The following is a 24,441-nucleotide window of genomic DNA, read 5'->3' as shown; positions in this document are numbered from 1 at the left end:
CAACAGGAGATCCGATGGTTTCGGCAATCCATATCCGAGATCTGCACAAACACTTCGGGCAGGTCCGGGCGCTCGACGGACTCGACCTGGAGGTATCCGCGGGTGAGATCCACGGGTTCCTCGGGCCCAACGGCGCGGGCAAATCCACAACCATTCGCATCCTGCTCGGCCTGCTGTCCCCCACCTCCGGCGAGGTACGGATGCTGGGACGGGACCCATGGGTCGACGCGGTGGCATTGCATCGCGAAATCGCCTACGTCCCCGGCGACGTCACGTTGTGGCCGTCGCTGAGCGGCGGTGAGATCATCGACCTGCTCGCCGAAATGCGCGGCGGCCTCGACACCGACCGGCGGGCCGAGCTGATCGAACGCTTCGAACTCGATCCCCGGAAGAAGGCCCGGACATACTCCAAGGGCAACCGTCAGAAGGTTGCGCTGGTTTCCGCCTTCTCCTCCCACGCCCGACTGCTGCTGCTGGACGAGCCGACCTCGGGTCTGGATCCACTGATGGAGCAGGTGTTCCGCGAATGCGTCGCCGAGGCGGCCGAGCGCGGTACGACCGTGTTGTTGTCCAGCCACATCCTGTCCGAGGTGGAGCAGCTGTGCGAGCGGGTCACCATCATCCGCGCCGGGCGCACCGTGGAGAGCGGGACGCTGGCATCGATGCGGCATTTGAGCCGCACCTCCATCATCGCCGAATTGACCGGTGATCCCGGCGATATCGCGGCCCTGCCCGGTGTCGCCGATGTTCACCTGGACGAACGCACCCTGAGCTGCCAGGTCGACGGCGAACATCTGGCCGGATTGATTCGCGTGCTCGGCGATACCGGGGTGCGGAGCCTGGTCAGCAGGCCGCCGACCCTGGAAGAACTGTTCATGCGGCACTACTCGACCGCCGGTCGGGGCGCCGACGCATTGCAGGAGGTGGCGAAATGACCACCGCGGTCGTGAACGTGCCGCATCGGGCGTTCGATACGAGGTCCGTCGGCGCGGCCTTTGTCGGGACGAGCCGGTTGCTGCGGTTGTACCTGCGCCGCGACCGGATCGTGGCACCGCTGTGGATTCTGCTGTTGTCGCTGCCGTTGGGCGGGGTCTACATCTCCGGTATCGCCTCGATATACCCGACCGAGGCGGACCGTGCCTCGTTCGCCGCCACCGTGTTGGCGAGCCCGGCGCAGCTGGCGATGTACGGACCCGTCTACAACACCTCTATCGGAGCCGTAGGGATCTGGAAAGCGGGAATGTTCCACACCCTGATCGCGGTGGCGACCATCCTCACGGTGATCCGGCACACCAGGGCCGAGGAGGAGACGGGTCGCGGCGAGATCATGGGCTCCACGGCGGTGGGCCGATACGCCAATCTGACGGCCGCCCTCGTCTTTGCGCTCGGAGGCGCCCTGGCGGCCGGGCTGCTCGGTGCGGTGAGCCTCATCGCCTCGGATGTTCCGGTGAGCGGTTCACTGGCCTTCGGCCTCGCGCTGGCGGCCTCCGGCATGGTGTTCGCCGGTATCGCCGCGGTGACGGCACAGCTGAGTTCCGGTGCCCGGTTGGCGCGTGGGTTCGCCTTCGCGGTGCTGGGTACGACCTACACCCTGCGTGCCATGGGCGACGCGCGGTCGGGCGACGGTCCGGTGAGTCCCCTGACCTGGCTGTCCCCCCAAGGCTGGTCGCTGCAGGTGCGGCCGTACGCGGGGGACCGGTGGTGGGTGCTGTTGCTGCATGTGGCGTTGCTCGCGGTGCTGCTCGTCACCGCCTATACGCTGCTGCGGCGTCGCGATATCGGTTCGGGTCTCATCGCCGAGCGGCCGGGTCGGGCCGCGGCCGGGTCTGCGTTGACCGGTCCGTTCGGGTTGGCGGTCCGGTTGCAGCAGGGCGCGCTGGTGGCCTGGGCCATCGGTCTCGGCCTGTATGGCCTGGTTATCGGCAGTGTCGTGCCCGGTATCGGCGACGGCTTCGGCAGCAATGAAACCCTGCGCGAGCTGATCACCAGGATGGGCGGTACCGATTCGCTCGAGGATTCGTTCGTCAACTACGCCTTCACGATGCTCGGCGTCGTGGGCGCGGCCTACGCCGTTTCCGCGGCGCTGCGGTTGTTCGGGGAGGAGAACGGGGGTCGCGCCGAGTCCGTGCTCGCGGGCGCGGTGGGGCGGGTCCGCTGGGTGGCCTCGCATCTGGTGTTCGCCCTGGGCGGCCCGGTGGTCATCATGGTGGCCGCCGCGCTGCCGGCCGGTCTGGTCTGCGGGATCGCCACCGACGATATCGCCGGGAAACTGCCCGGGGTGCTGGCCGCCGCGCTGGTGCAATTGCCCGCCATCTGGCTGTTCGCCGCGATCACCATCGCCCTGTTCGGGTTGGCTCCGCGGTGGACCTCGGTGGCATGGGGGTTGCTCACCGCCGCGATCGCGGTGTTCCTGCTCGGCTCGCTCTCCGGTGCCCCGCAGTGGCTGCGCGCCCTGGAACCGTTCGGGCACGCGCCGAAGTTACCGGGCGCGGCGTTCACCGCCACACCCGTGGTCGTGGTCCTCGCCCTGGCGGCCGTGCTGATGGCGATGGGACTGGTCGGGGTGCGCAGGCGCGATATGCGCTGATCCGGCTCCTCGCGCGCCTACGTGCTTGCGTCTCGTACGAGCGGGTGCCGGGGCGCGCACCGGCCGATCACGCGCGGTCCGCTACACCCAGGTCCCTTTGCCGACGGTGACCACACCGCCATTGCTGATGGCGAACCGGCTGCGGTCGCGCTCCGGGTCCACCCCGATGATCTCGCCCTCCGACACCATGACGTTCTTGTCCAGGATCGCCCGCCGCACCACCGCTCCTCGCCCGATCCGTACCCCCGGCATCAGCACACTGCCCTCCACGGTGGCTCCTTCGTCGACCACCACATTGGCGCTGAGCACCGAATTGCGGACCGTCGCCGCCGACAGGATGCTGCCCGCGCCGACGATGGACTCCTGGGCCAGCCCGCCCTTGGCGAATTTCGCCGGCGGCAGGTTCTCGGCGGCGCCGCGGATCGGCCAGTGCCGGTTGTAGAGGTTGAACACCGGCTGCACCGATACCAGGTCCATATGCGCCTCGTAGAAAGCGTCGATGGTGCCGACATCGCGCCAGTAGCCGCGGTCGCGGTCGGTGGCTCCTGGCACCTCGTTGGCGGCGAAATCATAGACGGCGGCACGGCCCTCGGCGACCAGCTGCGGAATGATGTCGCCGCCCATATCGTGATCGGAGTCGGGATTCTCCGCATCGGCCTTGATCGAGTCCACCAGGACCTTGGTGGTGAACACGTAATTGCCCATGGATGCGAAGGTCATATTCGGGTCGTCGGGGATTCCCGGCGGATGCGTCGGTTTTTCCAGGAAACCGATTATGCGACCGGATTCGTCGGAGTCGATACAACCGAAAGCGCTCGCCTGGCTGCGGGGCACCCGAATACCGGCCACCGTGACCCCGGCGCCGGAATCGATGTGGTGGGCGACCATCTGCTCCGGATCCATCCGATAGACGTGATCGGCGCCGAATACGACGATGTAGTCGGGGTCCTCGTCGTAGATGAGGTTCAGCGACTGCATGATCGCATCGGCGCTGCCGGTGTACCAGCGCGGACCCAACCTCTGCTGGGCGGGCACCGGGGTGATGTATTCACCGGCGAAACCGGACAGGCGCCACGTCTGCGAGATATGCCGGTCCAGCGAATGCGATTTGTACTGCGTGAGTACACAGACCCGCATGAAACCGGCGTTGACGAGATTGCTCAGGACGAAGTCGATGAGGCGGTAGGCGCCGCCGAACGGAACGGCCGGCTTGGCCCGGTCGGCAGTGAGTGGAAAGAGTCGCTTGCCCTCGCCACCGGCGAGCACGATTCCGAGTACGTGCGGCTGGCTCCTCACGCTTTCAAACTACCCAACGGCCGGCCGGTGGTGGCTCGTGGCGACGGCAGCGTCTACGTTGAATCTCGTGAATTCCGGCACGGACGACGAGCGTGCGGTGGTGGATCCGTTCGACCCGGATCGGTTACGAGTGGCCGTGCTGACCCGGGAGTATCCGCCGGAAGTGTACGGCGGGGCCGGGGTGCACGTCACCGAGCTGGTGCGCCGACTGCGACGGCTGTGTGATGTGACGGTGCACTGCATGGGCGTGTCGCGTACGGACGCGGTGGTGCACGATCCGGACCCCGCTCTCTACGCCGCCAATTCGGCCGTACAAATGATGTCCACCGAATTGCGCATGGCCGACGCCGTCGGCGAGGTGGACGTGGTGCATTCGCACACCTGGTACACCGGTCTGGCCGGGCACCTCGCCGCCACCCTCTACGGCATCCCGCATGTGGTGACCACCCATTCGCTGGAGCCGCGGCGACCGTGGAAGGCCGAACAGCTCGGGGGTGGCTACCGCTTGTCGTCGTGGTCGGAACGCACCGCTGTCGAACACGCCGACGCCGTTATCGCGGTGAGCGCGTGGATGCGTCACGATGTGCTGGACGCCTACCCGGGGCTCGACCCGGACCGGGTACACGTCGTGCACAACGGTATCGACTCGACGGTATGGCATCCCGGACCGCCGGCCGCGGACGGCCCTTCCTTCCTCATCGACCTCGGGGTGCGGCCCGATCGGCCGATCGTGGCGTTCGTGGGGCGGATCACCCGGCAGAAGGGGGTGGCTCATCTACTGGCCGCGGCCCACGAGATGGATCCCGACATTCAGTTGGTGGTGTGCGCGGGTCTGCCCGACACCGAGGAGCTGGCGGTCGAGGTCGCCGACGCCGTCGCGGAGTTGCGCCGACGCCGGGGCAATGTGTTCTGGGTGCGGCAGATGCTGCCCACCGAGCAGGTCCGGCAGGTGCTGGCGGCTGCGACCGTGTTCATCTGCCCGTCGATCTACGAACCGTTGGGCATCGTCAACCTGGAGGCCATGGCCTGTGGTACGGCGGTGGTGGCCTCCGATGTCGGCGGTATCCCGGAGGTCGTCGTCGACAACCACACCGGCAGACTCGTGCACTACGACGCCGCCGACCCCATCGGTTATGAACGGGGCCTGGCGGCGGCGGTGAACGAACTCGTCGCCGATCCCGATCGGGCGGCGGAATTCGGCGCCGCCGGTCGGGCACGTGCCGTCACCGAGTTCGACTGGTCGCATATTGCCGAACAAACCCTGCGAATCTACGACCACATCCGTAAGCCGTGACCCGGGTGGGTCGCGACGCGGCCGTCCCTACGCCGAGCCGGCGGAGGGGGTCGAGGCGATATCGTCGGCCAGCGGCGCCACGGCGGAGATGATCTCGTCGATGGTTTCCGCGGGCACTCCCGCCGCGGCCAGTGAGTCCTTCAGATGGCCGGCCACCAGCCCGAAATGGTGCATGGTGATTCCCCGCCCCTGATGGACTTGCTTCATCGACGCCCCGGTATAGGGATCGGGACCGCCGAGCGCGGCGGCGAAGAATTCGACTTGTTTACCCTTCAACCTGGACATATTCGTGCCGGTGAAGAAACCGGACAATTCATCGTCGGCCAGTACCCGTTTGTAGAAATCCTCGACAACGGCTTCTAGGGCCTCGTATCCGCCGATCCGGTCGAAGATACTGGTGTTCTTACGCTTCTGGAACAGTGTCGGCATCCGCATGGAACAAGGACACCATCCGGTCGTTGCCGGGTCGTTAGTTGCGTATGGCAAACGGATTGCCCTGTATACCAATGGGTTTACCGTCATCTCACCGGCCGTTCGCCGACGTGGAGAGGTTTGTCACGAAGTGCCCGGATCGGCTCACCGGTGGCGGTAGACGCGCACGGTCACCGAAGCGGTCACTTCCCATGGATCGGATGTTGTCGCGATTGGCTCGGCCACGGACGACATGTGATGAGCGGACGGCCCCATCGCCACCACCCGGGCGATATCGACCGGGGTGAGTTTCATCGAATACTCGACCGTGGTGCGGTCTTCGAGCTCGAAATACCCCGTCATGCCCTCGGCGAGTCGCCGTTCCTTGTCCGGGTCGACCTCGACCATATCGAGGGGGCCGATCAGCTCCTCGAGATGACGGGGGGTGGGGGTGACCACCACATAGCGGCCATGTCGGGCGAGGGACCCGGCGACCGCGGCGGGATTACGTGGGGCGAAGACCGACAGCACGGCGTCCAGGGTTGCGGCGCGAATCGGTAGTCCGTGCCAGACGTCGGCCACCACGGCGGCGGCCCGGGGATGGGCGCGCGCACACCGTCGGCCCGCGAATTTGGATACGTCCAGGGCGATCCCGCGGGCCCGCGGCAGCGCGTCGAGCACCCGGGCCAAGTAGTAGCCGGTGCCCGCGCCGACTTCCAGGATCAGCGGATCCGCGGTCGGTATCTCGGGCACGGCAAGGGCCCCGATCACGGCGTCGGCGATCGGGGCGAAATGGCCGCTGCCCTGAAATGCCGCGCGGGCATCCAACATGGCGGCGGTATCGCCGGTCATCTTGGTGGCGCTACCGGTGAACAGACTGATATAGCCCTGGCGGGCGATATCGAAATCGTGCCCGCGTTCGCACCGCAGTCGGCTCTCGAGGGGGCGCAGGACGCCGGTGCATTCCGGACAGGCCAGCGCATCCGCGACCGCCGCGAGGGCCGAATGGGCGACGGGTCTAGCTGGTGACACTCTTCAGTTCGTCACCGAGAGCCGCGGCTTCATCCGGCGTGAGCTCTACGACCAGACGCCCGCCACCCTCGAGCGGGACCCGCATGACGATCCCACGCCCTTCCTTGGTTGCCTCGAGGGGACCGTCCCCGGTACGGGGCTTCATGGCCGCCATCCTCTGCTCCCTCCAGATCTGCGCGGTATTCTGCGCACTTGCTCGGATCTTGCGGTTGTTACCAACCGTGCGGCCCGCCGGCATCTGCGAACCGCACCTGATCTATTCTTCCTTATCACCGGATCGACCGGATACCTGACGTCGAAATGTAATCGCTAGGTCATGCCTTCGGGTAGTACCGTCCACCCAACACGTGGCGAGATGATCGTCCACCATTCCGGTGGCCTGCATCAGAGCATAGGCCGTGGTGGGGCCGACGAAACTGAATCCGCGTCGCTTCAATTCCTTTGCCAATGCGGTGGATTCGGGCGTTATCGCGGGAATGTCGGCAAGTGTGCGCGGCCGTGGGCGCGGTGGCGGCGCGAACGACCACAACAGTTCGGCGAGTCCGATATCGAGATCCCGTGCCACGCGCGCATTCGCGATACACGCATCGATTTTGGCGCGATTGCGCACGATCCCGGTATCGGCCAGCAGCCGCTGTCGATCCGTATCGTCGAACTCGGCCACCCGCGCGATGACGAACCCGGCGAAGGCCGCCCGGAACGCGGGTCGTTTGCGCAGGATCGTGATCCAGGACAGGCCGGCCTGGAAGGTTTCCAGGCACAGCCGCTCGAACAGCGCGTCGTCACCGTGCAATGGCCGCCCCCACTCCTGGTCGTGATAGTCCCGGTAGAGCCGGGAACTCGTCGACCACGGGCAGCGCACTCGATCGTCGGGGTCCATCACACCTCGGCCCCATTGGGCGGAACGGTATGCGTGGCGGCGCGCGCCTCGGCCAATTGGGCCTGAAGCTCGTCGATACGGGCCGCCAGCCGCGCCAGGGCCCAATCCACCTCACCGGCCTTGTACCCGCGGATCACCTGCTGGAAGCGCAGCGCGCGGACATCCGCCCCGGTGATCCCCTCGACCGGCAATACCGTCGCCGTGGTCCCCTCGGGTAGCGGACCGAGCTCCTCCGAGCGCCCGAACACGGCACTGGCCACGAGAAACAGCACCGCGGCGACCAGCCCGACGATCAATATGTACAGCAACAGAGTGAGCATGCGCCGAGCATATTAAGCGTCGTCGCCACCCGATACCGCGCCGGGCCTCACAGATGCCGGGTGGTGTCGATACCCAGCGACATACCGGCCAGTCCCCGGCGGCGTACGGCGAGTTTCTCGGCGACCTCGCGGAGTGCGACGGCGGCCGGGTTGTCCGGATCGCGCAGGACGATCGGGGTGCCCTCGTCGCCGGCCACCCGCAATGCCTGCTCGATCGGGATCTGACCGAGCAATGGGACCTCGGCGCCGACGGCGCGGGTGAGCCGGTCGGCCACGGCCTGCCCGCCTCCGGAACCGTACAGATCCATCCGCGTGCCATCCGGCAGATCCAGCCAGGACATGTTCTCCACCACGCCGGCGATGCGCTGCCTGGTCTGCAGGGCGATGGCCCCGGCGCGCTCGGCGACCTCGGCGGCCGCCGGCTGCGGTGTGGTGACGACCAGGATCTCGGCATTGGGAATCAGCTGGGCGATGGAGATCGCCACATCGCCGGTGCCGGGGGGCAGATCCAGCAGCAGAATGTCCAGATCACCCCAGAACACATCGGCGAGGAACTGCTGTAGGGCCCGATGCAGCATCGGGCCGCGCCACACCACGGGGGTATTGCCCTTGGTGAACTGGGCGATCGAGATCATCCGCACGTTGTGCGCGATCGGCGGCATGATCATCCGCTCCACCTGGGTGGGGCGAGCGTCGGTGCCGAGCATGCGCGGAATGGAGTGACCGTAGATATCGGCGTCGAGCACACCGACCGACAGCCCACGCGCGGCCATGGCGGCGGCCAGGTTGACGGTGACGCTGGACTTGCCGACCCCGCCTTTACCGGAGGCCACCGCATACACCCGGGTCAGCGAACCGGGCTGGGCGAACGGGATCACCGGTTCGGCCGAATCACCGCGCAGCTGCTTGCGCAGCTCGGTGCGTTGGGCGTCGCTCATCACATCGAGATCGACCGTGATCGGACCGACCCCGGGCACATCGGCGACCGCCTTGGTGACGCGCTGCGTGATCTCGGTGCGCAGCGGACAGCCGGCGGTGGTCAGGTAGACCTCGATGTGCACACTGCTGTCGTCACCGATCCGGATGCTCTTCACCATGCCCAGTTCGGTGATCGGTTTACGGATCTCCGGGTCGTCAACCTTTGCGAGAGCGGCCCGCACCTCCGATTCCGTTACCACTGGCATACCGCCGAGTCTAGCCATGCCTTCGGCGTCGTCCGGCGGCGCGGCAGGTGGAAGGGCCGGCTAGTGGATGCGGGGGAGTTCCGAGGGGTGGGGGACGACGCCGGTGTTGTAGGAATTGGCCCAGGCCATGACATTGGCGACGTAGGCCATGGAGTGGTTGTAGCGCAGGATGGCGCGGGTCTGCTGGCTCGGGTCGCGCATGTTCAGTCCCCCGTCGCACAGGTACTTGCCCGCGGTCAGTGTCGCGTCGTAGTAGTTCTGCGGATCGGCGATACCGTCGCCGTTGCCGTCGGCGCCGTAGCGGGCCCAGGTCTCGGGGAGGAACTGCATGGGGCCGACCGCGCGGTCGTAGCCGGCGATACCGTCGAGGGCGCCGCCATCGGAGTCGGCGATGACATTGTTGCCGGCCAGGCTGCCGTCCAGGGTCGGCCCGAAGACCGGTTCGAGCGCATTGCCCTCGGCGTCGGCCCGACCGTCGTACATATGCGTGGATTCGACCCGGCCGATACCGGCCAATGTCGTCCACGATATTCCGCACTCGGGATTCTCCTCGGCGAGGATTTGTTCGGCGGAGGTGTAGGCGGCGTGGGCTATGCCCGGAATGCCCATCTCGGCCTGCGGTAGGTCGGCCCGGGGCCGATCCGCGGGTCGAGCCACGGTTTTGATCTCCGGGGCGACACTGCGCGACTGTTTGGCCATGGCGTGCACGGCGTTCTCGTCGACCACCGGCTGCTCCGAGGCCGTTATGGCGGCGTTCGGATCGGTGGTGTCCGCGCCGGGCAGGTTCATCTGCACCGTGGCCGCGGTGGGATCGGTGTTCACGGCTGCGGTGGCATTGACCGCTACGACACTCGCGGGGACCAGTCCGGTGAGCGCCAGGACAGAGCTGCGGGAAATGGTGGCAGGTGTTTGTTTACGGTGACGCCCCACGTGCAGTGACCTTCCATCGAACACACTTGCGTTCAGTAACACGGGTAAGCCGTTTTGTTAGCTCTCCGTGATCTGGGTAGGGGAAGACTACCGCATCCGAGACGTATTTGTTACCCCCCTGTGATCGAAAATAGGTTTGGTTCGGGATCTTTGGCGTAGGGCATGTGGTGGGGCGGGGGCGTCCTCATGCCGGCGGCGGGGTGACCTGGGGATCGTCCGGGGCCGGAGGACCGGCCGGGGCCTGCGGGTCGTCCGGGGCCGGGGAACCGGCCGGGGCCTGCACCTGCGGCGCGATCGGAGCCTGCGGCAGGGGAACGACGATGCCGAACGGAAGGGTGAGAACCGGTGCGGGCGCAGGTGGCGTGGCGGCCCGTGGGTCTTCCGGGGTCGGCGGGATCGCCGGTGGGGCGGCCTGTTCGGGGGGATTGCCCGGCGGTGTGGCGGGAGCGCCGGGGAGGGCGGGCGCCACGTCGGGTTCGGCGTTCGGCGCTCCGGGCGCCGGCGGACAGAAGACACCGCAGGGGATGGGGGGCAGGCCGGGGATGCGGATCATCGGTTCCTGCGGGGTGGTGGGGACAACCGGCGGTATCGGTGGCGGGGCCTCGTTGGTGGTGGCCGTCCGGGTGTCCACGGCGGTCATATCGGTGCCGGGGCCGATATAGGTGGGGGAGCTGCCGGGCGGGACGAGATCGGGGACGATCGGAACGGTCGAGGGACCGCCGCCGGTGCGGTAGGCCATCGACCAACTCAATACGTTGGCCGCATAGGACATCGAGTTGTTGTATCGCAGGACGGCGCGCAACTCCTGCTGCGGGTCACGCAGGTCCAGACCGCCCGAGCACAGATATTTACCGGCGGCCAGGGCGGCGTCGAAGACATTGTGCGGATCGGCGTGGCCGTCGGCATTGCCGTCGGCCTGGTAGCGGGCCCAGGTCTCGGGCAGGAATTGCATGGGTCCGACGGCGCGCACATAGCTGCCGTCGGGGGCGCGGATGATCTCGTTTCCGGGCAGGGTGCCGTCCAGGGCGGGACCGAAGATGGGCGGGGTGGCCGTTCCGGCGGCATCGGTGCGACCGTTGTTCGCGTGTCCGGACTCGATGCGACCGATGCCGGCGAGCAGACTCCAGGACAGACCGCAGCCGGGCATCGTCGACTGCATGGCCAGTTCGGCATTACGGTAGGCGGCCAGCACGATCTCCGGGATGCCGAGCGCGCCACCCATTCGCGGGAGGTTGAGGGTGTTCAGCGGAACGGTGCCGGCGAACGGGGGGATCGCGTCGGCTGGAGCGGGACGCAGGGCGCGCAATTTGCGTGGAGGTTCCGGTTCGACCGGCAGCATGCCAAGTGTCTGGGCCAATTTCGCCTCATCGGTCTTCCCGTCGGCCGCGCGCGCCGAATCACCCGCCTCGGCATGGCGGGCGCCCGGAGCCTTCGGCGGGGTGGACGGGCCGCCGAGATGTGCTGCGGAACCACCAGCTACCAGGCCTGCCATGACCAGAGCCGACATCGCAACAGGGGTAGGTATCCGCATTCGGCAACACCAATCCTCTACGTCGCTGGAGAGCAACCGTCTCGGACATCGCCCGGGGGTCGGCTCAGGACAACGTGATCCAGGTTACCTACCGGTCAGGAGCAAGTTGCGGATTTCCGGTCAACCGTCCGAACGAGGCGGTGAAACCGGGACGGATGACGGCTTTCGGCCGGAGCTTTTCTTGCGCCCGGTCTTGGTCGTCCTATCCGGTTCACGTACCGAATTCCCTGACGCCGCAGTCTCGATTCGCGCCAGTGCGGTGTGGATATCGTCCAGTTCGCGGCGGAGATAGTCGCGCGTGACCACCTCGCCCACGGCGAGTCGCAGCGCGGCCAGTTCGCGGGCCAGGAATTCTGTATCGGCCTTGGTCTGCGCGGCCCGCAGTCGGTCCTCTTCCAACGAGATTCGGTCGCGGTTGTCCTGTCGGTTCTGCGCCAGCAGGATCAGCGGAGCCGCATAGGCGGCCTGGGTGGAAAAGGCCAGGTTGAGCAGGATGAACGGATACGGATCCCAACGCAGCGAAACGGCGAACACATTGAGCGCGATCCAGACGGCCACCACCACCGTCTGCAATGCGAGATAGCGTCCGGTGCCGAGGAATCGGGCGACCCGTTCACTGCCCTGGGCCAAATCCTCGGCATCCCAGGCGAATCGGAACCGCGATTCGACCGGTGTCTCCAATCGTTGACGGGCGGCCCGGTCGGCGGTGTTCTTCTCGGTGATGCCCTGATCAGCCACGACCGCCCACTCCTTCGTACAGTTCCTCGTCCTCCCGCCAGTCGGCGGGCAGCAGATGATCGAGCACATCGTCCACGCTCACCGCACCGAGTAGATGGTTTTGTTCGTCCACCACCGGCCCACACACCAGGTTGTAGGCGGCGAAATAACGGGTCACCGCGGTGAGCGCGGCATCGGGACGCAGCGGTGCCAGATCGGTGTCGAGAATTCCGCCCACCAGATGGGCGGGCGGCTCCCGCAGTAGTTGTTGCAGATGGACGCAACCCAGATAGCGTCCGGTGGGGGTGGCGGTCGGTGGCCGGACCACGAACACCACCGACGCCAGTGCCGGGGTCAGATCGGGATTGCGCACCCGCGCCAGCGCTTCGGCGACCGTCGTCGCCGGAGTGACGATCACCGGCTGGGGTGTCATCAAACCGCCCGCCGTGTCCGGGGAATGCTCCAGCAGTCGGCGCACCGGCTCGGATTCCTGCGGATCCATCAGGGTCAGCAGCGATTCGGCTTCACCTTCCGATAATCCGCCCAGCAGATCGGCCACGTCGTCGGGGTCCATCGCCTCCAGAACATCGGCGGCGCGGGTGAGGTCCAGATGGCCGATCAGCTCCAACTGGTTGTCCCGGGGCAGTTCCTGGATCACATCGGCGAGCCGTTCGTCGCCGAGCGCGACGGCCGCCTCCAGCCGCCGCTTCACCGGCAGTTCGCGCAGTAGATGTGCGACATCGGCGGCGCGCAGGCCCTCGAACTGTTCCAGTAAGGCGGTGACGTCCTGTCCCGGCCGCCCGATCTCGTACGGGGTCAGACCACGCACGTGGGTCCAGTCCACCACGTGCACGGTTCGCCGCCGCCCGAGTCGACGATGACCGCGCACCGCGACCCGGCACACCCGCCAGTCGCGGGTCCGGGTCTGTTCGATGCCGAGGTCGGTGACGAGCACATCCACCCCGGCCAGGTCGGGCAGATCCGGGTCGTCCACCCGCACCGTCGAGTCCACGATCTGCGCCAACGCCAGCATCTCCCCGGGGCGTTGGGAAAATCTGCGCAGGCTGACGGTACCGGTGTTGAGGGCGACCGTGCCCGGTTCGATCGAGGTCACCCGCAGCATGGGTACGAAGATCCGGCGGCGGGTCGGTAATTCCACCACGAGGCCGTGCACCCGCGGCTGCTGCCGGTCGTAACGGACGGCCACCACGACGTCCCGAACGCGGCCGATAGACTCGCCGTCCGGCCCCAATACCGCCAGACCGGCCAGTCTGGCCACATACACCCTGGTCACTGCCATATGGTCAGGCTAGAGGTTCCCGGGCCGCACAGGCCGACGACAGGAGTGTGATGAAGCCACGCCGTTCCGTGCTCGCCGTGCCGGGCAGCAACCCGAAGATGATCGCCAAGGCCAAGGGCCTGCCCGTCGACGAGGTGTTCCTGGACCTGGAGGACGCGGTCGCCCCCGGTGCGAAGGCCGCCGCCCGCGCCAATATCGTGGCCGCTCTCAACGATTCCGGATGGGGCAACCAGTTGCGTGTGGTGCGAGTGAACGATTGGACCACCGCCTGGACCTACGCCGATGTCATCGCCGTGGTCGACGGCGCGGGCCTGGCCCTCGACGCCATCCTGTTGCCCAAGGTCACCGACGCGGGTCAGGTGCGAGCCCTGGATCTGCTGCTGAGCCAGTTGGAACGGGCCAACGGGCTCGAGACCGGCCGAATCGGTATCGAAGCGCAGATCGAGAACGCGCTGGGCCTGCGCAATATCGACGAGATCGCCACCGCGAGTCCCCGGGTGCAGACGCTGGTCTTCGGCCCCGCCGACTTCATGGCCAGTATCAATATGCGGACCCTGGTCGTGGGCGAGCAGCCGGAGGGCTACGACACCGGTGACGCCTACCACCACATTCTGATGACCATCCTGCTCACCGCCCGAGCTCACGGCCTGCAGGCCATAGACGGTCCGTACCTGCAGATCAGGGATATCGACGGCTTTCGGCGTTCGGCGGCGCGCACCGCGGCCCTCGGCTTCGACGGCAAATGGGTACTGCACCCGAGCCAGATCGACGCGGCCAATGAGATCTTCAGCCCGCGTCAGACCGATTACGACCGCGCGGAGTTGATTCTGGATGCCTACGCCTACCACACCTCGGAGGCCGGTGGAGCCCGCGGCGCCGTCATGCTCGGCGACGAGATGATCGACGAAGCCAGCGCCAAGATGGCCGCCGTGGTCGCCGAGAAGGGCCGCGCCGCCGGTATGACCCGCACCACCACCTTCACCCCACCCGAGGAGTAGCGATCCGCCGTCCCACCGGAAGCGGCGTCCCGAATACAGCAGAATGGATATATGACGAATCCCATAGGGAACTCGAATCGCGGCAGGCAGGGGCTGCCGACGCCTCCTTCGGGATGGCCGGTCGGTTCGTACCCCACCTATGCCGAGGCACAGCGGGCCGTGGACTATCTGGCCGACAACCAGTTCCCGGTGGAGAACGTGACCATCGTGGGGGTGGACCTCATGCAGGTGGAGCGAGTGCTCTACCGGTTGAACTGGGGAAAGGTGATCGGCGGCGGGGTGGTGTCGGGTGCTTGGCTGGGTCTGTTCCTGGGCTTGTTGCTGAGCCTGTTCACCACCGGCGGCGCATTGGGACCGCTGCTCGTCGGTTTGATCGGCGGCATCATCTTCGGGGTCATCTCCACCTCGATCCCGTACGCGGCCACTCGCGGGCAACGTGATTTCGCCTCGACCATGCAATTGGTCGCGGGACGTTACGACGTGCTCTGCGATCCGAAGACCGCCGAGCAGGCCCGGGACATGCTGGCCCGGCTGGCGATCTAGTGGTGGAGGTCGTCGAACGGGTACGTGCCGGTGTGCTGCGGCATTTCGAGGCCGATGCCGCGTCGGTGGATGCCGCATCGGTGACGTTCCTCGGACTCGAACCCATCGAGATCCTGCGTATTCCCGGTGCCGAACGGGTGCATTACGCGACGGTGGGCGGGTCGCGGCATCCCATGGGCGATCCCGGTCGACTACAGGCCGATCCGGTGCGTGGACCACGCGCCGAACTGGTGTTGACCCTGAACTCCGGTGTGGGCGTGAGCTCCGGACTGGTGCGGTCGCTGGGAGTGTTGGTCGCCACACCCGCCGTGGAAGGCGTTGTATTACAGGCGGACGCGCTACTGGATCTGGGGGAGCCGATCTGGCGGGACGCGCCGTTCACCGCGGCTCTGCTGGGCGCGAGCGATATTCCGGAGATCGAGCTGCCCGCTCCGGCGGATCCGGTGCGGTATTTCGAGGTCGTCCCCGTGACCGCCACCGAGGCGGCCTGGGTGCGCCTGCGCGGTGCGCAGGCCCTGCGTGACGCGTGGGACGAGGCCGGTATCGACGTATACGACCCCCGTCGCGGCGCGGCCTCCCTCTGAGTCCGCCCCGACCGCTGAGCCCGCCCCGACCGTGCTGCGAGCCGGTCGGAGCCCGTGTCGTCGGCTCGCTGCCGGGCGACGCGATCGCGCCCGGCACACTGTAGGGCGTGCGTATCGACCTCCATACTCATTCCACCGCGTCGGACGGGACCGACAGTCCTGCGGAATTGGTCGGGAAGGCGATGGCCGCCGGTCTGGATGTGGTGGCGATCACCGATCACGACACCACCGCCGGGTGGGCCGAGGCGGTGGCAGCCCGTCCGGCCGGGCTCGCGCTGGTTCGGGGGATGGAGATGTCGTGTGTGGGGCTCGGGGAGGACGGTTGGCCGGTGCCGGTGCATCTGTTGGCCTATCTCTTCGATCCGGCCGATCGTGGTTTCGCCGAGGAACGGGGACGGTTGCGCGCCGAGCGGATCGAACGGGTGCGAACCATGGCCGAACGGATGGCCGATGACGGCCTCCCCATCGATCCGGACGCGGTATTGGCGTCGGCGGGGCCGGCGGCGGGCCGTCCGCATCTGGCCCGGGCGTTGGTCGAGGCCGGGGTGGTCCCCGATGTGGACGCCGCGTTCACCGACCTGCTCGCACCGACCGGCCCCTACTACGTGGAGAAGGCCGATACGCCGCTGCGGCGTGCCGTGGAGATGGTCGCGAACGCCGGCGGGGTGAGTGTCGTGGCGCATGCCCGGGCCCGGAAACGGGGCCGGTTGTTGGCGGTGGAGGAGATCCGGGATCTGGCGGAGTGCGGGCTCGGCGGGCTCGAGGTCGAGCATCCCGATCACAGTGCCGACGATCGGTCGCTGCTGGCGGAGCTGGCCGCGGAATTGTCGCTGATCGGGACCGGTTCGTCGGACTATCACGGTGACAACAAGACCATTGCGCTCGGCGCGTGCACCACCGAGAGAACGCAGTTCGAGAAGCTGGTGGATCGCGCTACCGGTGTGGCGGTGGTCTCGTGAAACCGGTGCGCGGTCTCAGCGGGATGGTCGCGGCGGGAGTTGTCCTGCTCACGCTACTGGTGGTGGGCGCCGCGATCTGCGGACAGTGGCGCGACTTTCCCGGACCCGGCGGTGAATCGGTGGCGTGGCATATCGCCGTTGCGGTTATTGTCGTTGTGGCGCAATCCTTTTCGGATGGAAACCGCGGCCTTCGCGCGTTCGTTGCCTCGGCGGGGGTATTGGTGGCGACCGGTTTTCTGCTGCACACGCAGTGGTGGGGCTGAGCGCTACGCCGCGGCCCGTGCTCGATTGTCGGATATATCACATCAATTCTTGCCGGCTATGGGAGCTTTCTCTTACTCGCGGGTGATGTCGGCGTCCTAGGCTGAGCCGATGGCGGCAGCGATACGTCCGCGACGCGCGGATATCGATACCCGGTTTGGTATCGGACCGGGGAGCCGGCACAATTGTGCGAATTCCCGATCGTTGCCACCGCCGGGTCGGGATATCCGGCTGTTATCGTCGCCTGACGCACCGTCATGGGCCGCGATGATCGCCTCCGATTTTCCGCCGGGCGTACCCGCCCGGTTTCGCTGCACGGATCAGCGCCCGCCCCGCATAGTCGCGTCGAGTCGTCGTCGAACGCACCCTGCTTTCGGGGTCGTCGAGAATATTTCGCCGGAAATACACCGGTCGGCGCATCCGATGGCGATATGACGCAGCTAACACCGAATACCCGGCGGTAACCGTTCCTCGGTTACGACCGCAACCCGCAGGAGTGAAATCGTGTCATCTGTGACTGACTCCCCGAACGCCACTGCCAGCAAGAACGGGTCCGAGGACCTGGCGGCGATCACCCACGAGGAGATCTTCGCCGGCCACCTCGGCGGCAAGCTCACGGTAGAGCTCAGCGCCCCACTGGAGACCCAGCGCGATCTATCGATCGCCTACACGCCGGGTGTCGCGCAGGTGAGCCGGGCGATCGCCGAGGACGAGTCGTTGGCCAAGCGCTACACCTGGACCGATCGCCTGGTCGTCGTGGTGAGCGACGGTTCGGCGGTGCTGGGGCTGGGTGATATCGGTCCGCGTGCCTCACTGCCGGTCATGGAGGGCAAGGCGGCCCTGTTCAAGAAGTTCGCCGGTCTGGACTCCATTCCGCTCGTGCTCGACACCAAGGACGTCGACGAGATCGTCGAAACCCTGGTCCGGCTGCGTCCGAGCTTCGGCGCGGTGAACCTCGAGGACATCTCGGCCCCGCGCTGCTTCGAGATCGAGAAGCGGGTCGTCGAGGCGTTGGACTGCCCCGTCATGCACGACGACCAGCACGGCACCGCCATTGTGGTGCTGGCGGCGCTCAACGGCGCGGCCAAGGTCCAGGGGCGCGGTATCTCGGATCTGAAGGTGGTGGTCTCCGGTGCCGGCGCCGCCGGTGTCGCGTGCACCAATATCCTGCTGGCCGCCGGTGTCGCCGATGTGACGGTTCTGGACTCCAAGGGCATCGTGAGCCGTGACCGCTCCGACCTCAATGCGGTGAAGACGGAGCTGGCCCAGCGCACCAATCCGCGCGGGCTCACCGGTTCCGCCGCGGACGCGCTGGCCGGTGCCGATGTGTTCCTCGGCCTGTCGGCCGGGACCATCGCCGAGGAGCTCATCGCCTCGATGGCGCCGGATTCGATCGTGTTCGCCATGTCCAACCCCGATCCGGAGATCCACCCGGACGTGGCCGCCAAGTACGCCTCGATCGTCGCCACCGGCCGCAGCGATTTCCCGAACCAGATCAACAATGTGCTCGCCTTCCCCGGCGTGTTCAAGGGCGCTCTGGACGCGGGCGCCCGGCGGATCACCGAGGGGATGAAGATCGCCGCCGCCGACGCCATCCTCGGCGTGGTCGGTGACGAGCTGGCGCCCGACAAGATCGTGCCCAGCCCGCTGGATCCGCGGGTGGCGCCCGCGGTCGCCGAGGCGGTCGCCGCCGCGGCCCGCGCCGAAGGCGTCGCCTGACCAACCGTCGGCCCGCCCATCACAGCGGGCTCCGAGGCAGTGATGTTTCGAGGCAGTGCTGTTCCGAGACAGTGATGTTCCGAGACAATGACATGGCACCCGGTCGCAATGGCCGGGTGCCATGTCGTTTCGGTACTCGGGGGTCGTTTCGGTACTCGAGGTGAGGCCGTAGCCACCGGGTTCAGTGCTCGCCGGTAGATTCTGGAGAGTCATATCGCCCGGTGCCGGGTGCAAGAGCTGGTTCACGGAAGTTGGTGTCGCCGTATGGTGCTGGCCACGTCCGGTCGGATACTGGGCCGGGTTCTGGTCGTCGCGATGACGATGCTGGCCGTGTCCTGCGGTTCCGACGAACCCGAGCCGGTTGTCGTCGGGGCGGGCGATTCGGCGGAATCGCGGGTGCTGGCCGAGGTCTACGGGCAGGCGCTGGCCCGCACGGGCGCCCGGGTGAAGATCCGACCCACGCCGGGTGGGCGGGCGCAACTGCTCGCCGCGCTCGATGCCGGGACGGTCACTCTGTTTCCCGACCACAACGGTGCCCTGCTGGCCGAGTTGTACGCCGATGCGGCGGCGTGGACACCGAAGAAGGTGGACGAGGCACTACGCAGTTCGCTACCCCAGGGGGTCGTGGTCTCCGACGCCGCCGATGGCACCGACCTGCGGCCCGCGGTGGTGACCACCGCCGATATCGCGCGGCAGCACGATATCGAGGACCTCGCCGATCTGGGACCGGTGTGTCCTTTGTTGACGGCGGGGGTGGCGCCGGTGCCGGGACTGCTCGGGCTGCCGGCCGCCGCCACGAAGATTGCGGACTGTGATTTCACCGCCACGCGTGTCTTCGCCGACGCCGACGAGTTGCGGCGGGCCTTGGCGGAGGGGCTGGTCCAGATCGGTGTGCTCGGGGGGCCGGTGGAAGCGCTTTCCGACGGTATCGACGGGTTGGCAGTCCTGGCCGATCGCTCGGACACCGCGGACGATTCCGATACGGCCGCGGTGCGCGCGGAGAATGTGCTCACGCTGATTCGCAAGGGCATGCTCGACGAGCGGGAGCTGGAAAAACTCAATTACGTGGCCGGTGAGCTCACCACCGACGAATTGCTCGCCCTCGTGCGGCAGGTTCAGGAGGAGAATGCCCATCCCGGTGATCTCGCCAGGAGTTGGCTGGACACGCACGGGTTGTAGCGCCCTGCGGCGGTAGAAGGGGAATCATCTCGCCGTGTCGATCGGCGCGGCGGAATGCCGGCGCGCCGGCGTGGTCGTCGAATGGATCTCGGTCGACGGTTCGACCGTAGAACTCGTTATGGCGCCGAAAACCAATGTCTTGGCCTCGTGCCGCATATGCCCGTGTGCTTTTCGCGAATCTCGACGTTCCGGAAGCGAAGTCCGGTGTCTAGTAGGGTTTTCACTACTGCTGCTCTGTCCATGGGATCGACAGACTTGTGTCCTGCTCGACTCGGCAAGTATCGAATTCGGATATCAGGACGCAGGCAGAAATATGCTTCATCACTATCCCGGCGTTGTCGACGCTGCCATGGAAAATCGGTGGATACCGTGGTACCACGCGGAGACCGGAAATCGGGGGTCGTCCCGGGTGGGGCAGCGATGACCGCTGGGCATCCGGTCCCGCACCGGACTGCGCGGGAAGTCGAGTCGGCGGACCTGGGCGAGCACCGGGTACGGGAAATCACCGGGACGTACTTTCCGACCTCCACCGAGGAGGTGCGGCAGAAGGTGATCTCGGCGGCGCGGGCGGAAACCCCGATCTACCCACTGAGTACCGGCCGAAACTGGGGAATGGGCTCACGTTTGCCGGTGGTCGACGGTTGCGAGGTTCTCGACCTGAGTCGGATGACTGCTGTGCGAACACTGGATCTGGATATCGGCTACGCCGTGGTCGAACCGGGCGTGACCCAGCGTCAACTCGCGGAAATGCTCGCCGACACGCCGTGGATGCTGAACGTGACCGCCGGCTGCGCGGACGCCGGCCTCATCGGGAACACACTCGAGCGCGGAGACGGCACGATACGTCCACGACTCGACGACCTTCTCGGGCTCGAGGTCGTGCTCGGTACCGGAGAGGTCATGACCACCGGCGGTCTGGACCGCAACGGTCGTCGACCGGGTACGGTGGCCGGGCCGGATCCGACCCGCGTCTTCGTACAGAGCAATCTCGGGGTGATCACCGCGATGGTGATCGGGCTCGTCCCACGCCCCGAAACGATCACCTTGGTACACGCGACTTTCGCCAAGGCCGCCCTCTCCGAGGTGATCGAGGCGGTGATCCGGGTCGGTCGGGCACGGATCGCAACCGACGGCATGTTGCGGTTGAAGGAGCTTTTCGTGGTTCCCGAGGCCGGTCGCGCCGCAGTTCCCGCAACGGCCGACCTCGACGCCGTCACGGTTCAAGTGCCCCTGCTCGGTTACCGCGCGGTTGTCGAGCTCACCGAGCGTGCCATCCGCGAGACGTTCTCGGGCGTCCGTGGGCTTCTTTCCTACCGGGCACTGGACACCTCGCAGACGCCCCCCGACGATCCGCTGTACCCTCGCACGCTGTTCGCGCGCGGAATCCCGTCATGCGCGAACATCCAGCGTTCCATGGGGGTCGATTCCTGCGCACAGGTCGACCGGTCGCCGGTCGGTTGGCTGATGTTCCTACCCGTGGTGCCATTCGGCGCGGCCGCCATGCGCAAGGCGGTCGAACTCTTCGAGGTCGAGGCCGAACGATACGGCACCGCGGGAATGCTCGAATTCAATGTGGTTTCCCGGCACTCCACCAATATGGTGGCGCAGATTCCGTTCGTACGGGACTCCGATGGCATGGAACGGGCACACGAGTTGCGCCAGGCGGCGCGTAAATCCTTTCTGCGCGCGGGCTTTCCGCCCTACCGCTCCAATATCGACCACGAGCCGTGGGAATTGGCCGATCGGGCGGCCGACTACCGGGACACGCCACTACATGCGCTCAAACGTGTCTACGACCCGGCCGGGATCATCGCGCCGGGCCGATTCCTGGCGGCGGAACGATGACCGGCGCGTGGACCGAGGTGGAGGGCTCACAGAGTGTGGACTGCGTCATCTTCGGTGCCGGGATGGGCGGTGCGCTGCTGGCGTTGCTGTTGGGTCGTAGGGGCCATAGCGTGCTGGTGGTCGAATCCCGTCCCGACACTCCCTCGCGCGGTGCCGAAATTCTCAAGCCGCGCGGCATCCGTATCCTCGCCGAACACGGTCTGCTCGGCGAACTGATGCTACGGGGGGCTTTGCGGCGCAAGGTCATCGACTTCCACCATGACGGATCCCCGCTGTTCTCGTACGACTTCACCGAGCACACCGAACTCGGCTATTTCCTGATCGCCCCGTACGACGTGACAGTGGGCACCATCCTCGAGGCATGTGATGAATTGCCGAATGTCGACATCCGATTCGGTAGGCGGCCGGCCGATGTGCATGCCGTGGATGCCGAGGTGGCCGAGGTAGTGCTGGACAACGGCGCTGTGATACGAGCACAGGTATACGTCGATGCCGGTGGAGCTGCCTCGTCATTGAGTGAACTCGTCGTGGAGAACCGGATGGTCTGTGAGTACGACCATGTGCTGCGGATGGCCACGGTTCCGGTCACACCCAGCATCCTCGCACGAAACCGGCTCTACTTCGATTCGTCCGGCTGGTTCGCCTACTTCTATCCGGTGACTGCTGAACTGGCCAGGGTGTTCGTCGGTCTCCCACAGGCTCTGGACGTACCGGTGTTCCGCGAGCACGACATCGACCTGACCACGCGGTTGGCCACTTTCGTCACGCACAGCGACGACGCACTCGTGCTGTTGGATCCGGGCCGGTTCGTCTCTGCGCCCCTGTCCGTCCATCATCGCACTCCCTACCATGATGGCAATGTGGTTCTTCTCGGCAGCGCCGTGTTCTCACCACACCCGATGACCGGACAAGGGATGAGTTACACCATGGAGGATGCGACGGTGCTGGCGGAGATCCTGTCCGAGGCATGCAACGGTGGTGATTTGGCGGGGTCGGTTCGGCAGCGATACCGGCCCCGGTGTTCGATGCATTCCGAGTTGATCGCTTATGGCGATGCTCTGGCCACCTCCTACCACGACCGCGCCGCCTACCTGGCCACACACAGGGCTCGGTTCCATGGCGGAGACCGTTGAGGCCGCGTTCCGCCGGCGGGCTCTACCTTCCGGGCCGTGTATATCTCGTGCTGCGAAATAACGAGTGGGCCCGTGTCGGTTGGCACGGATAGTGTCCGCTTCGGCAGCGCGGCCGATAACCAGCGGACGGATGCCGGACGGTGATCCGGCTCGTACCCGACAATCAGACGGCGCTTCGCCGCCGCTCGGATAGGAACGAATATGCCCACCCGTAACCCATGGCCGGCGTTGGTGGCGCTGGTCGTCGGTTTCTTCATGATCTTGCTGGACATGACGATCGTGGCCGTCGCCAATCCCGCCATCATGACGAGTCTGCACACCGATATCCCGCAGGTCGTCTGGGTCACCAGCGCATATCTGCTGGCCTACGCGGTGCCGTTGCCGATCACCGGTCGGCTCGGTGACCGTTTCGGACCGAAGAACATCTATCTACTCGGCCTGGGCGTCTTCACCGCCGCATCGCTGTGGTGCGGGTTGTCCGGCACCATCGGCATGCTGATCGCCGCCCGTGCCGTTCAGGGTTTGGGCGCAGCGCTCATGACCCCGCAGACCATGGCGGTTATCACCCGTACCTTCCCCCCGGACCGTCGCGGTGCAGCGATGGGAGTATGGGGCGGCGTGGCCGGACTGGCGACGCTGATCGGTCCGCTGTTGGGTGGTTTCCTGGTGGACGGTCTGGGCTGGGAGTGGATCTTCATCGTCAACGTCCCGGTGGGCATTGTCGCCTTCGCGTTGGCCGCCTGGCTGGTCCCGGCGCTGCCCACCCAAGCGCACAAGTTCGACATCCCCGGGGTGGTACTCAGCGCGCTGGGCATGTTCGGCCTGGTGTTCGGTATTCAGGAGGGCAACAGCTACGACTGGTCCGCCCGCATCTGGTTGTTGATCGGGGCCGGTCTGCTGGTACTCGCGGTATTCGTGTTCTATCAGGCGCGTGGCGTCGGTGAGCCACTGGTACCGCTCGGCTTGTTCCGTGACCGTAATTTCGCCCTGGCGAACCTGGCCATCGCGGCCATGGGTGCGGCGACCTCCGCCTCCATGGTGCCCGCCTACTTCTATCTGCAATCGGTGCGAGAGATGTCGTCCACCGTATCCGCGCTGGTCTTGGCTCCCATGGCGATTGTCACCGCGATCAGCGCGCCCCTGATCGGCAGGTTCGTCGGCCGGCTGCACCCCCGGGTCGCTCCCACCTCCGGGTTCGCCTTGTTCGCGCTGTCGGTGGCGTGGTTCGCGCTGTTGATGAGCGATCCGAATTCTTCGATCGCGCTGTTCCTGGTCAATTCGGTACTGGCGGGTCTGGCGAACGCCTGCATCTGGGGGCCGTTGGCGGCCACGGCCACGCATAATCTGCCGTTGCAGCAGGCGGGTGCCGGCGCGGGTATCTACAACACCACCCGACAGGTGGGGACGGTGCTGGGTAGCGCCGGCATCAGCGCGCTGATCGCCGCCCGAATGAGTGCGAGCGGGCTCGCCGAGGCTCCGGCCGGTGAGGGGATGAGCACCGGTCCGATCCCGGAACCGGTGAAACAGGCGTTCAGTTCGGCGCTCGGGGGCGCCACCTACCTGCCTGCGTTGATTCTGCTGATCGGCACGGTGGCTTCGGCCTTGTTCATCCGCAATACCTTGTTCCGTTCGGCGTCGTCCGTCGAACCGAAGGAAGAAGTCGAACCGAAGGAAATGGAATCGGTCGAGGTCGCGTAGGGGTCCGAGCCGCCGCGACGGTGGGTTCGATCCGTCCGGC

24 protein-coding genes are annotated in these 24,441 nt (G+C 66.6%); 13 read left to right on the top strand and 11 right to left on the bottom strand.

Features of this window, described 5'->3' with window-relative positions; translation table 11 throughout:
* Positions 1-14 precede the first annotated feature (14 nt).
* On the top strand, positions 15-935 hold the full coding sequence (locus tag ON32_RS16865) for an ABC transporter ATP-binding protein (RefSeq protein WP_040791858.1): 921 nt from the start codon (positions 15-17) through the stop codon (positions 933-935).
* Complete coding sequence (locus ON32_RS16860) at positions 932-2,587, top strand: ABC transporter permease (RefSeq protein WP_040791857.1); 1,656 nt, start codon at positions 932-934, stop codon at positions 2,585-2,587. Before ON32_RS16865 ends, ON32_RS16860 begins: the two co-directional genes overlap by 4 nt.
* An 81-nt stretch (positions 2,588-2,668) precedes the next feature.
* Here the strand turns inward: ON32_RS16860 and glgC are convergent, their stop codons facing one another.
* Positions 2,669-3,883 (bottom strand): glucose-1-phosphate adenylyltransferase, encoded by a 1,215-nt coding sequence (gene glgC, locus ON32_RS16855; protein WP_040791856.1) that lies wholly within the window; start codon positions 3,881-3,883, stop codon positions 2,669-2,671.
* A 67-nt stretch (positions 3,884-3,950) separates the two neighbouring features.
* Here glgC and glgA point away from each other — a divergent pair, with 67 nt between their 5' ends.
* Complete coding sequence (gene glgA, locus ON32_RS16850) at positions 3,951-5,177, top strand: glycogen synthase (RefSeq protein WP_083874596.1); 1,227 nt, start codon at positions 3,951-3,953, stop codon at positions 5,175-5,177.
* A gap of 27 nt (positions 5,178-5,204) precedes the next feature.
* Here the strand turns inward: glgA and ON32_RS16845 are convergent, their stop codons facing one another.
* From ON32_RS16845 to ON32_RS16800, 10 genes are all read right to left on the bottom strand, one after another.
* Complete coding sequence (locus ON32_RS16845) at positions 5,205-5,612, bottom strand: group I truncated hemoglobin (RefSeq protein ID WP_040791855.1); 408 nt, start codon at positions 5,610-5,612, stop codon at positions 5,205-5,207.
* A 141-nt stretch (positions 5,613-5,753) separates the two neighbouring features.
* Positions 5,754-6,620, bottom strand: a complete 867-nt coding sequence (locus tag ON32_RS16840) for a putative RNA methyltransferase (RefSeq protein WP_040791854.1) — start codon at positions 6,618-6,620, stop codon at positions 5,754-5,756.
* Positions 6,607-6,774: a DUF3117 domain-containing protein gene (locus ON32_RS16835; RefSeq protein ID WP_011211259.1), complete on the bottom strand. Its 168-nt coding sequence runs from the start codon at positions 6,772-6,774 to the stop codon at positions 6,607-6,609. The genes ON32_RS16840 and ON32_RS16835 overlap by 14 nt, the downstream gene beginning before the upstream one ends.
* Positions 6,775-6,876: 102 nt before the next feature.
* Complete coding sequence (locus ON32_RS16830; RefSeq protein ID WP_040791852.1) at positions 6,877-7,500, bottom strand: DNA-3-methyladenine glycosylase I; 624 nt, start codon at positions 7,498-7,500, stop codon at positions 6,877-6,879.
* Positions 7,500-7,820 carry a DivIVA domain-containing protein gene (locus tag ON32_RS16825; RefSeq protein ID WP_040791851.1) on the bottom strand — a complete coding sequence of 107 codons (321 nt, stop codon included), beginning with the start codon at positions 7,818-7,820 and terminating at the stop codon, positions 7,500-7,502. Before ON32_RS16825 ends, ON32_RS16830 begins: the two co-directional genes overlap by 1 nt.
* Positions 7,821-7,867: 47 nt before the next feature.
* Positions 7,868-9,004, bottom strand: a complete 1,137-nt coding sequence (locus ON32_RS16820) for an Mrp/NBP35 family ATP-binding protein (RefSeq protein ID WP_040791850.1) — start codon at positions 9,002-9,004, stop codon at positions 7,868-7,870.
* A 60-nt stretch (positions 9,005-9,064) separates the two neighbouring features.
* Positions 9,065-9,934, bottom strand: coding sequence for a lytic transglycosylase domain-containing protein (locus tag ON32_RS16815; RefSeq protein ID WP_040791849.1), 870 nt, complete (start codon positions 9,932-9,934; stop codon positions 9,065-9,067).
* A 184-nt stretch (positions 9,935-10,118) separates the two neighbouring features.
* The gene (locus ON32_RS16810; protein WP_245551104.1) at positions 10,119-11,441 is read right to left on the bottom strand and encodes a lytic transglycosylase domain-containing protein; all 1,323 of its coding nucleotides are present in this window, start codon (positions 11,439-11,441) and stop codon (positions 10,119-10,121) included.
* Positions 11,442-11,585: 144 nt separating this feature from the next.
* Positions 11,586-12,203, bottom strand: coding sequence for a DUF1003 domain-containing protein (locus ON32_RS16805; RefSeq protein WP_245551102.1), 618 nt, complete (start codon positions 12,201-12,203; stop codon positions 11,586-11,588).
* Positions 12,196-13,482, bottom strand: a complete 1,287-nt coding sequence (locus ON32_RS16800) for a magnesium transporter MgtE N-terminal domain-containing protein (protein WP_040791848.1) — start codon at positions 13,480-13,482, stop codon at positions 12,196-12,198. Before ON32_RS16800 ends, ON32_RS16805 begins: the two co-directional genes overlap by 8 nt.
* A 50-nt stretch (positions 13,483-13,532) precedes the next feature.
* On the opposite strand from ON32_RS16800, the gene ON32_RS16795 reads away from it, so the two are divergent.
* The 10 genes from ON32_RS16795 (at position 13,533) to ON32_RS16750 (ending at position 24,401) form a co-directional block, all read left to right on the top strand.
* Positions 13,533-14,480, top strand: coding sequence for an HpcH/HpaI aldolase/citrate lyase family protein (locus ON32_RS16795; RefSeq protein ID WP_040791847.1), 948 nt, complete (start codon positions 13,533-13,535; stop codon positions 14,478-14,480).
* A 51-nt stretch (positions 14,481-14,531) separates the two neighbouring features.
* Entirely contained in the window at positions 14,532-15,023 is a 492-nt protein-coding gene (locus ON32_RS16790) for a YflT domain-containing protein (RefSeq protein ID WP_040791846.1), read from the top strand.
* Between the two features lie 2 nt (positions 15,024-15,025).
* Positions 15,026-15,607 carry a suppressor of fused domain protein gene (locus ON32_RS16785; RefSeq protein ID WP_040791978.1) on the top strand — a complete coding sequence of 194 codons (582 nt, stop codon included), beginning with the start codon at positions 15,026-15,028 and terminating at the stop codon, positions 15,605-15,607.
* 107 nt (positions 15,608-15,714) lie between these two features.
* Positions 15,715-16,566: a PHP domain-containing protein gene (locus tag ON32_RS16780; protein WP_040791845.1), complete on the top strand. Its 852-nt coding sequence runs from the start codon at positions 15,715-15,717 to the stop codon at positions 16,564-16,566.
* 5 nt (positions 16,567-16,571) lie between these two features.
* Positions 16,572-16,829, top strand: coding sequence for a hypothetical protein (locus ON32_RS16775; protein ID WP_306307657.1), 258 nt, complete (start codon positions 16,572-16,574; stop codon positions 16,827-16,829).
* A gap of 511 nt (positions 16,830-17,340) precedes the next feature.
* A complete protein-coding gene (locus ON32_RS16770; protein ID WP_051133337.1) occupies positions 17,341-18,546 on the top strand; it encodes an NAD(P)-dependent malic enzyme in 1,206 nt (401 codons plus the stop codon).
* Between the two features lie 264 nt (positions 18,547-18,810).
* A complete protein-coding gene (locus tag ON32_RS16765) occupies positions 18,811-19,725 on the top strand; it encodes a glycine betaine ABC transporter substrate-binding protein (protein WP_040791843.1) in 915 nt (304 codons plus the stop codon).
* A 420-nt stretch (positions 19,726-20,145) separates the two neighbouring features.
* Positions 20,146-21,570 (top strand): FAD-binding oxidoreductase, encoded by a 1,425-nt coding sequence (locus tag ON32_RS27160; RefSeq protein ID WP_051133336.1) that lies wholly within the window; start codon positions 20,146-20,148, stop codon positions 21,568-21,570.
* Complete coding sequence (locus ON32_RS16755; protein ID WP_040791842.1) at positions 21,567-22,703, top strand: FAD-dependent monooxygenase; 1,137 nt, start codon at positions 21,567-21,569, stop codon at positions 22,701-22,703. Before ON32_RS27160 ends, ON32_RS16755 begins: the two co-directional genes overlap by 4 nt.
* A gap of 201 nt (positions 22,704-22,904) precedes the next feature.
* Positions 22,905-24,401, top strand: a complete 1,497-nt coding sequence (locus ON32_RS16750) for a DHA2 family efflux MFS transporter permease subunit (RefSeq protein WP_051133335.1) — start codon at positions 22,905-22,907, stop codon at positions 24,399-24,401.
* Positions 24,402-24,441: the final 40 nt, after the last annotated feature.

The sequence above is a fragment of the Nocardia paucivorans NBRC 100373 genome, assembly GCF_000308675.1.
GTDB lineage: Bacteria > Actinomycetota > Actinomycetes > Mycobacteriales > Mycobacteriaceae > Nocardia > Nocardia paucivorans.
The sequence above is the reverse complement of the archived record's forward strand: the minus strand, read 5'-3'. Positions and strand labels throughout refer to the sequence as shown.

Coding starts and splice junctions, on each gene's coding strand:
- ON32_RS16865 (WP_040791858.1), top strand. CDS start 15: ATGGTTTCGGCAATCCATATCCGAGATCTGCACAAACACTTCGGGCAG.
- ON32_RS16860 (WP_040791857.1), top strand. CDS start 932: ATGACCACCGCGGTCGTGAACGTGCCGCATCGGGCGTTCGATACGAGG.
- ON32_RS16845 (WP_040791855.1), bottom strand. CDS start 5,612: ATGCGGATGCCGACACTGTTCCAGAAGCGTAAGAACACCAGTATCTTC.
- ON32_RS16835 (WP_011211259.1), bottom strand. CDS start 6,774: ATGGCGGCCATGAAGCCCCGTACCGGGGACGGTCCCCTCGAGGCAACC.
- ON32_RS16830 (WP_040791852.1), bottom strand. CDS start 7,500: ATGGACCCCGACGATCGAGTGCGCTGCCCGTGGTCGACGAGTTCCCGG.
- ON32_RS16825 (WP_040791851.1), bottom strand. CDS start 7,820: ATGCTCACTCTGTTGCTGTACATATTGATCGTCGGGCTGGTCGCCGCG.
- ON32_RS16820 (WP_040791850.1), bottom strand. CDS start 9,004: ATGCCAGTGGTAACGGAATCGGAGGTGCGGGCCGCTCTCGCAAAGGTT.
- ON32_RS16810 (WP_245551104.1), bottom strand. CDS start 11,441: ATGTCGGCTCTGGTCATGGCAGGCCTGGTAGCTGGTGGTTCCGCAGCA.
- ON32_RS16800 (WP_040791848.1), bottom strand. CDS start 13,482: ATGGCAGTGACCAGGGTGTATGTGGCCAGACTGGCCGGTCTGGCGGTA.
- ON32_RS16795 (WP_040791847.1), top strand. CDS start 13,533: ATGAAGCCACGCCGTTCCGTGCTCGCCGTGCCGGGCAGCAACCCGAAG.
- ON32_RS16790 (WP_040791846.1), top strand. CDS start 14,532: ATGACGAATCCCATAGGGAACTCGAATCGCGGCAGGCAGGGGCTGCCG.
- ON32_RS16765 (WP_040791843.1), top strand. CDS start 18,811: ATGGTGCTGGCCACGTCCGGTCGGATACTGGGCCGGGTTCTGGTCGTC.
- ON32_RS27160 (WP_051133336.1), top strand. CDS start 20,146: ATGACCGCTGGGCATCCGGTCCCGCACCGGACTGCGCGGGAAGTCGAG.
- ON32_RS16755 (WP_040791842.1), top strand. CDS start 21,567: ATGACCGGCGCGTGGACCGAGGTGGAGGGCTCACAGAGTGTGGACTGC.
- ON32_RS16750 (WP_051133335.1), top strand. CDS start 22,905: ATGCCCACCCGTAACCCATGGCCGGCGTTGGTGGCGCTGGTCGTCGGT.